Origin of the sequence: Falsiroseomonas sp. (assembly GCF_041690465.1) — a bacterium.
Classification (GTDB): Bacteria; Pseudomonadota; Alphaproteobacteria; order Acetobacterales; family Acetobacteraceae; genus Falsiroseomonas.
The window spans coordinates 1-7942 of record NZ_JAWLHG010000085.1 but is presented as its reverse complement, the minus strand read 5'-3'; the positions used below and the strand labels follow the sequence as shown (position 1 = coordinate 7942).

Here is a 7942-nt window from a genome sequence, read left to right as displayed (position 1 = left end):
CCCGGTGAGGATCACCTTGGCGATGCGTCCGGTTGCGATCACCCTTTCAACCTGGGACCGGTTCTCACCGAGCAGGGTGAGCAAGCCGTCCGGAAGCCCCGCGGCGTCGAGTTGTTCGGCCAGGCGCAGCAACGGCCCAGTCCCGCTCGGCGCTGGCTTGGCGAATACAGCGTTTCCGGCAACGAGCGCCTGGAGAATCTGCACGCCCGCCAGAAGCAACGGATAGTTGGACGGGGCCAGGATCAGGACGACACCGAGAGGCTCGCGCCGGACCTCCGCGCGTGTGCCGAGCAGCCAGAGAGGACGGCCGCGCGATCCGAGCCGGCGGGCGGCAAGAAGTCCGGCCGCATTACGCTCCAGAAAACGGCAGGCCTCGAGCAGCGGCAAGACCTCGGCGACCATCTTGTCGCCGGCGCGCCAGTCGGAACGCAGGGCGGCCAGATCATGACCCAGGACTGCGGCGTCGGCGGCCAAGGCCGGTCGGAGACGCCTCAGGATCGCGAGCCGTGCCGACACCGGACGGGCGGCCCAGGCCGTCTGCACGTCTTCGGCGCGCCGGATGGCCGCAAAAATTTCGTCGGGCGCTGGAACCTTTTGGCGCACGATCTACTTTCCTGCCTGGAGCGGCGCGCCGGAGACTGCTGCCCCGGAGGGACATCCCCGTGTGGCGGCCATCATGGACCACGTGCAAGCGGGTTTGGAGTGATGCGGCACGTCGTTATTGTCGGAGCGGGGCCGGGTGGCCTGGCCACTGCCATGTTGCTCGCAGCGGCGGGCGCGCGGGTGACAATCCTCGAACGCCAGCCGCGCCTCGGCGGGCGCTCGGGTACGATCGAGGCTGACGGCTTCCGGTTCGACATAGGACCGACCTTCTTCCTCTACCCGCGCCCCCTTCAGGACATCTTCCGAGCCTGTGGCCGCCGACTGGAGGACTGTGTCAATCTCCTCCGCCTCGATCCGCAATATCATCTCCGTTTCGAGGATGGCCAGGAGATTCACGCGACCAGCCACCTTGAGCGCATGCAGGCCGAGATCCGACGCTTCGCGCCGGCAGACGCCGAGGCGCTGCCGCAGTTCATGGCCGACAATCGCCGCAAGCTTGCGGCGTTTCGGCCGATCCTGGAGCGACCCTTCACCAGCCTGAGCGCCTTTCTGGACCCCGCCGTGATCAAGGCGCTTGCCCTTCTTCGGCCGACGAGGAGTGTGGACAGCGACCTGACCCGCCACTTCAAGGACTCGCGGGTGCGCCTCGCCTTCTCCTTTCAAAGCAAGTATCTCGGGATGTCCCCCTTTCAATGCCCGAGCCTCTTCACGATTCTGTCCTTCTTGGAGTACGAGTACGGCGTCTTCCATCCGCGCGGCGGGTGCGGTGCGGTCATGCAGGCGATGGCGACCGCGGCCGGCGAAATGGGGGTCGAGATCCGACTGGCCGACCCGGTGCAGGAAATCCTTTTCAAGGGACGAAGGGCCCTGGGCGTACGGACCGAGGCGGGCACCGAGCTACGCGCCGATGCGCTCGTCCTCAATGCCGATTTCGCCCACGCCATGACAACGCTGGTACCCGACCGGCTCCGTCGCCGCTGGACGGATCGGCGGCTGGCCGGCAAGAAATTCTCCTGCTCAACCTTCATGATGTATCTCGGGGTCGATGGCCGGTTTCCGGATCTCGCCCATCACACGATCTGGCTGGCGCAGGACTATGGGCGCAATATCGCCGAGATTCAGACCGGGCGGAGCCTGCCCATCAATCCGTCATTCTACGTGCAGAACGCCTGCACGACCGACCCCGGCCAGGCTCCGGATGGTTGCAGCGCGCTTTACGTGCTCGTGCCGGTTGCGCACCGGACGCCGGACATCGACTGGGCGGCGCATCGCGCCGAGTTTCGCGCGCTGATCTTCCGGCAACTCGTGCGGATAGGCCTGCCGGCGGACCTCGAGCGGCGCATTCGGTTCGAGCGCATCGTGACGCCGGTCGACTGGGAGCAGGACATGGCCATCTATCGCGGCGCGACATTCAACCTGGCCCACTCGATGGGTCAGATGCTGCATCTGCGGCCCCGCAACCAGTTCGAGGACCTCGACGGTGTGTATCTCGTCGGCGGCGGGACCCACCCGGGCAGCGGACTGCCCGTCATCTTCGAAAGCGCGCGGATCACCGCACGCCTGATGAGCGAGAATCTCGGCCTCGGCCAGCCGAGGATGGCTGCGGAATGAGGCCCGCGATGGACGAAAGCGGATCAGGGCCGGTACCGGTCGGCGTCATCGGCGGCGGCTTGGCGGGGCTTGCCGCCGCCTGCACCCTGGCGGCGCGCGGGTACCGTGTCGTGTTGCTCGAGAAGAACCCCTGGCTGGGCGGCAAGGCGGCGGTCCTCGAGTCGGACGGCTTCCGCTTCGACATGGGACCAACCATCCTCACGGTGCCGCGCGTGCTGCGGCGGATCTTCGCGGAAGCCGGGCGCGACCTCGACGACGAACTCGACCTCGTTCGCCTTGACCCGCAGTGGCGCTGCTTCTTCGATGACGGCTCGGCTCTCGACCTGGTCGAGGACGTCGAAACGATGGCGAAGCAGATCCCCGCCCTGGGCGGTGCCGCGACAAACGCTGCGGCGGGCTATCGCGACTTTATCGGCCTGTCCGAGCGCCTCCACGCGATCTCGGAGCGCTTCTTCTTCTGGAAGCCGGTGGAGGACATCCGCGACACGCTCAACCTCGGCAAGAGCCTGGATCTCTCGATCCTGCGTGACGTCTTGAGCCTGCGCTTCGGCATGTCCGTTGCATCGGTGATCCGACGGCGGGTCGGCGACCCGCGCGTCGCCCAGATGCTTGACCATTTTGTGCAGTATGTCGGCTCCTCGCCTTATGGTGCCCCCGCCGTGCTCTGCTCCATCGCCCATATGCAGACGGACGGCGGCGTGTGGTACCCGCGCGGCGGCACCCGGGCCGTGGCGGTGGCGCTAGAGCGCCTCGCCCGCGCGCTGGGGGTCGAGGTCCGGACGGACGTCGGCGCGACGCGCATTCTGCACCGCGGCGGCGGCGTCGCCGCGATCGAGACCGACCAGGGCGAACGGATCGAGGTCGCGGCCGTGGTGTCGAACATGGACAGCGTGCGCACCTACCGCGAGCTCGTCGGCGGCGAGCCCGCACGGGCCTTTCTGCGTCGGCGGCGGAGGATCGAGCCGGCCTGCTCCGGGATCGTGCTCTATCTCGGTCTCGATCGCGCCTATGACCACCTGCTGCACCATAACTTCGTCTTCTCCAACGACCCGGAGGAGGAGTGTGACTGGATCTATCGGAAAGGCGAGCCCACGCCCGATCCCACCTGCTACCTGGCAGCTCCGGCGCGCACGGAGCCGGCTGTCGCGCCGCCGGGCGGCGAGGCCCTCTATGTCCTCGTCCATACGCCCTACCTGCGGCCGCACCACGACTGGACGGCGATGCTTCCCGCCTATCGCCGGATCATTCTGGACAAGCTTGCGCGGACTGCAGGCTTGCGCGATCTCGAGGCACGGATCCGCTTCGAGCGTGCGCTTACGCCGCAGGACATTCATGACCGCTACCGCGTGCTGGACGGCGCGATCTATGGATTGGCGAGCCATGGCCTTTTCTTCGGCGCCTTCAAGCCCGGGAACCGCAGCCGCCATCTCCGCGGGCTGTATCTCGCGGGCGGCGCGGCCCACCCCGGACCGGGCATGCCGATGGTGTTGATGTCGGGTTGGATCGCCGCCGACGCGCTCGACCGCGACCGCGGCGGCTCCGGCGCCGCCGAAATTGCCTCGGAGACGGCGGTTTAACCGAAGGTGAAGGTCCGGACGGTGGCAGCGGCACAGGGCAATTCGGTAGTGGATCCGCGGCAGCTGCACTCACCGCGTTTCGTCCGCTATTTCACGCGTTACACGCGCCGGTACGTCGGCCGCAACTTCCACGCCGTCCGCGTCAGCCGCGATGGCCTGCCCGAGCTGCCGCCAGACCGCCCGGTGATCGTCTACGCCAATCACCCCTCCTGGTGGGATCCACTCATCGTGCTTCTGCTGACGGACCGCTTCTTCGCCGGCCGTTCGGCCTACGGGCCCATGAACAGCGAAACGCTGAAGAAGTACGGCTTCATGCGGCGGCTCGGGGTCTTCGGCGTGCGGCAGAACTGGCTGTGGAGCGGAGCGCAGTTCCTGAAGATCGGCGAGAACCTGCTGCGCGACCCCGCAGCGCTCCTGGTGGTCACGGCACAGGGTCGACTCATTGACCCGCGCGAGCGTCCCGTTCTGCTGATGCCCGGCATTGCCTATCTCGCGCGCCGCGTCCCAGCCGCTATCCTGCTGCCACTGGCGCTTGAATATCCGTTCTGGGATGAGCGCTATCCCGAGGCGCTGGCACGCTTCGGCGCGCCGGTTCTCGGGCATGACCGAACGCCGGCGCGCCTGCTGCCGCTGCTCCAGCGCCATCTGGAGGAGGCGATGGATGTCCTCGCGCGGGACGCCTTGAGCCGCGACCCGAGCCGCTTCCTGCCGGTTCTGGAGGGCAGCGTCGGTGTGGGCGGAGTCTATGACGTGTGGCGGCGCGCCCGGGCCGGCCTGCTCGGGCAATCCTTCAGGCCGGGGCATGGGGACCGCTGATGATCGAATTCCTCGCCTGGTGCGCTCTTGTCCTGGCCGCCCTGCCCGCCGCAGTCGCGGCGATGAACCTCTTTTTCTACCGGCGCCCGCGGCCGGCGCCCGCCCTTGTCGGCGACGGAGCGCGGCCCGCAGCGATCTCGATTCTGATCCCCGCCCGTGACGAGGCGGCACAGATCGGCGGCGCGCTGCACGCGGTGCTCGCGAGCACCGGTGTGGATCTGGAGGTCGTGGTGCTCGACGACCATTCGTCGGATCGCACGGCCGAGATCGTGCGCGCCGTAGCGGCGGCGGACCCGCGGGTTCGATTGGCGATGGCCCCGCCCTTGCCCACCGGCTGGTCGGGCAAGCAGCATGCCTGCCATCGACTCGCCAGTCTCGCGTGCCACGAGCTGATGCTCTTCGTCGACGCCGACGTCCGGTTTGCGCCGGACGGGCTTGCGCGCGTCGCGGCCTTTCTTCAGGCGCATCCTGCCGTCGCCTTGGCCAGCGGCTTCCCGCTTCAGGTCACGCGGACCCTGGCGGAGAAGCTGGTCGTACCGATGATCCTCTTCCTCCTGCTCGGCTATCTTCCGATGCCGGGCCTGCGCTGGACCGTATGGCCCGCCTTCGGCGCGGCCTGCGGTCAGCTCATTGCGGTGCGCCGCGCCGCCTACGAGCGCGCCGGCGGTCACGCCGCCATTCGGTCGTCGTTGCATGACGGGCTGTCACTACCACGCGCCTTCCGCCGTTGCGGCCTGCGGACCGACGTGTTCGATGCGACCGACGTCGCATCCTGCCGCATGTACGGGGGCGCGCGCGCCGTATGGGCCGGCTTTTCGAAGAACGCGACGGAGGGGATGGCGACGCCCGCGGCCCTGCCGGTCTGGACCGTGCTCCTGTTCGGAGGGCACGTTCTGCCGTTTCTGCTCGTCGCTGCGGCGGTCCTGCTTGATTTGCCGCCGGGCGTGCTGTTGCTGGCCTTTCTGGCCACCGGCCTGTCGCTTGGCCTGCGGCTCGCCCTGGCGCTGCGGTTCCGGCAGTCCTGGCTCGGCGCCGTCCTGCATCCGCTGGGCGTGCTGGCAACCCTTGCGATCCAGATCTCGGCGCTGGTCCGTGCCCTGCGCGGTGCCCCACCGGTGTGGCGCGGTCGATCCTACCGGTGCACTGAGTGATGATCTGCGGCGACGGTGCCTCGAAGGGACGCGGCGGCGAGGATTCGCCCGTCGGCTTCCGGATGATCTCCGCATAGAGGGAAACCGTGCATCAACCAATCATCAGTGGCCTTGGCGGAGCGCTGCCGGGATCTATTTCGTTGGTGCCGTTGTGGCCTAGCCGCTAACGGGGCCGTCGCCCAGCCCAGCGGCGGGTAACCCCATCGCAGCAGGAGGTTCGGGTGACGATCAACAGCAAAGCGAATGCGCGCGATTCGCTGCAGGTAGTTTTGGCGAATCCGAGGGGCTTCTGCGCCGGCGTTGTCCGCGCTGTCGAGACCGTGGAACGCGCGCTCGCCCGTTACGGTCCACCGGTCTACGTCCGGCACGAGATTGTCCACAACGGTCGTGTCGTCGAGGAATTGCGTGCCAAGGGTGCCATTTTTGTGGAAGAGGTGAGCAGCATTCCGCCAGGGGCGGTGACGGTCTTGAGCGCGCACGGCGTCCCACGAACGGCCGTTGTCGCCGCAGATGCGCGCGGCCTTGCGGTGATCGACGCCACCTGTCCCCTTGTCGCCAAGGTCCATGCCGAAGGCCGCCGCTTCGCCGCCCAGGGACTCGAGGTTGTGCTGATCGGCCACCACGATCATCCAGAGGTGGTCAGCACGCGCGGCCAGATCGAGGGCGTTGTGCACGTCGTCCAAGACCTTGAGGAGGCGGCGCGCTTCGTTCCCGCCGATCCCACGCGCCTCGGCTACATTACGCAGACAACGCTGAGCGTCGACGACGTCCGCGCGATCGTCGCGCTGCTGCGGTCGCGCTTCCCCGCCATCCTCGGGCCGGCCGGCGACGACATCTGCTACGCCAGCCAAAACCGGCAGTCTGCCGTGCGTGCGCTGGCTGCCCGAGTCCAACTTGTGATCGTGATCGGAGCTGCCAACAGTTCCAACTCCAACCGGCTGCGCGAAATTGCGGCGGAATGCGGCACGCCCAGCCTGCTCATTCCGGACGCGAACGGGCTGGATCGCGCGCGGGTCGACGAGCTCCGGTCGATCGGCGTTACGGCTGGTGCCTCGGCTCCCGAGGTCCTCGTCAAGGAGTTGCTCGACCGCCTCGCGTCGTGGCGCCGGCTGGCCGTTGCGACACTCGACGGCCCGCAGGAGACGGTCCGCTTCAATCTGCCGCGCGCGATTGCCTAAGGCGCGTCACGCGGTGCCATACTCCGCGACCCGGCGGTGCGCTCGATCCACACCGATTACGTCGGCACCAGCCTGCTCCGTTGCTTTACCCGATGGCAGAATCCGCCGACGCCGGATGCAGCCCATCCGGTTGCGGCGGTGCTGATGTTTCCGTACGGAGCGTGACCGACAGGTTACCGCGTATCGCCTTCGAATAGGGGCAAGTTGCGTGCGCTGCCTGCATCAGCACTTCCGCATCCGCCTGTTCCAAACCCGGCAGGTAGCCGACAATCACCGTCGATAAGGCATATCCCTCGCCGTCCTTACCGATGGTTACCTCGGCGACGACGGACATATCGTTCAGGGCGATGCCGCGCCGGCGTGCCTCCAGCCGCAGGCTGGACTCGAAGCAGGCGGCGTACCCTGCGGCGAACAGCTCCTCAGGGTTGGTGCCGAACGCCTCGCCAGGCCCGCCAAGGGCGCGCGGCATGACCATCCGCATCCGCGGAACGCCATTGACGGATTTCACAAACCCCTCGCGACCGCCGCGGGCCATGACAATGGCGGTGTGCAACGATTTCATTCCGTCCTCCCAGCCTGCCGTGCAACAGGCGGTCAACAGGCCGACAAGGCAAAAGTTCCCCCTGATTGCTGCGGTCGCCAGCAGGGCCGTGGCGATTCCTGGGGATCAGGCCTTGGCACCCAGGTGCAGATTGGCTCGGATATTGATTCGATCATCCGTCACCAGAGGATTTGGTCTCATCGGGGGCGGCGGACTCCATGCTACTCTGGTAACGGTCCCGGATGCCGTGGGGGCTTTGCGAGTCCCGATGACGATCGACAGAACCAATTGGGACGCTAAGTCTCGTTTGGGTCAGAGGCGGTAGTCGTTCCGGCCAGTGCCTTATGTCCGCATAGGGGCTGAAGTCGGAAACCCGGAATGGGCGTTGATCCCGTCGGCGTAGCCGGGTGATGTAAATCCGCCTCCGATGGGTGGCGGGGGACTGCCTCAGTTGGTGCAGGGCCA

General features: G+C 67.4%; 7 protein-coding genes. 5 read left to right on the top strand and 2 right to left on the bottom strand.

The genetic code is table 11. The annotated features are described in order from the left end of the window. The coding region (locus ACESM1_RS29905; protein WP_372624987.1) for an aldehyde dehydrogenase family protein at window positions 1-603 on the bottom strand (603 nt) is incomplete at its 3' end. Window positions 604-705: 102 nt separating this feature from the next. Between ACESM1_RS29905 and crtI the strand changes: the two genes are divergently transcribed. The 5 genes from crtI (at window position 706) to ispH (ending at window position 6936) form a co-directional block, all read left to right on the top strand. After that, the gene (gene crtI, locus ACESM1_RS29900) at window positions 706-2214 is read left to right on the top strand and encodes a phytoene desaturase family protein (protein WP_372624985.1); all 1509 of its coding nucleotides are present in this window, start codon (window positions 706-708) and stop codon (window positions 2212-2214) included. Window positions 2215-2222: 8 nt separating this feature from the next. Then, window positions 2223-3791 (top strand): phytoene desaturase family protein, encoded by a 1569-nt coding sequence (locus ACESM1_RS29895; protein WP_372624983.1) that lies wholly within the window; start codon window positions 2223-2225, stop codon window positions 3789-3791. 6 nt (window positions 3792-3797) lie between these two features. After that, the gene (locus ACESM1_RS29890; protein ID WP_372624981.1) at window positions 3798-4607 is read left to right on the top strand and encodes a lysophospholipid acyltransferase family protein; all 810 of its coding nucleotides are present in this window, start codon (window positions 3798-3800) and stop codon (window positions 4605-4607) included. Then, window positions 4607-5758: a glycosyltransferase gene (locus ACESM1_RS29885; RefSeq protein WP_372624979.1), complete on the top strand. Its 1152-nt coding sequence runs from the start codon at window positions 4607-4609 to the stop codon at window positions 5756-5758. Before ACESM1_RS29890 ends, ACESM1_RS29885 begins: the two co-directional genes overlap by 1 nt. A gap of 221 nt (window positions 5759-5979) precedes the next feature. After that, a complete protein-coding gene (gene ispH / locus ACESM1_RS29880) occupies window positions 5980-6936 on the top strand; it encodes a 4-hydroxy-3-methylbut-2-enyl diphosphate reductase (RefSeq protein WP_372624977.1) in 957 nt (318 codons plus the stop codon). Window positions 6937-7021: 85 nt separating this feature from the next. Here ispH and ACESM1_RS29875 read toward each other — a convergent pair whose 3' ends face one another. Beyond that, a complete protein-coding gene (locus tag ACESM1_RS29875) occupies window positions 7022-7498 on the bottom strand; it encodes an Ohr family peroxiredoxin (protein WP_372624975.1) in 477 nt (158 codons plus the stop codon). Between the last annotated feature and the right edge of the window lie 444 nt (window positions 7499-7942).

Excerpts from the sequence above, each read along its gene's own strand:
- crtI (WP_372624985.1), top strand. The coding sequence starts at position 706 with ATGCGGCACGTCGTTATTGTCGGAGCGGGGCCGGGTGGCCTGGCCACT.
- ACESM1_RS29895 (WP_372624983.1), top strand. The coding sequence starts at position 2,223 with ATGGACGAAAGCGGATCAGGGCCGGTACCGGTCGGCGTCATCGGCGGC.
- ACESM1_RS29885 (WP_372624979.1), top strand. The coding sequence starts at position 4,607 with ATGATCGAATTCCTCGCCTGGTGCGCTCTTGTCCTGGCCGCCCTGCCC.
- ACESM1_RS29875 (WP_372624975.1), bottom strand. The coding sequence starts at position 7,498 with ATGAAATCGTTGCACACCGCCATTGTCATGGCCCGCGGCGGTCGCGAG.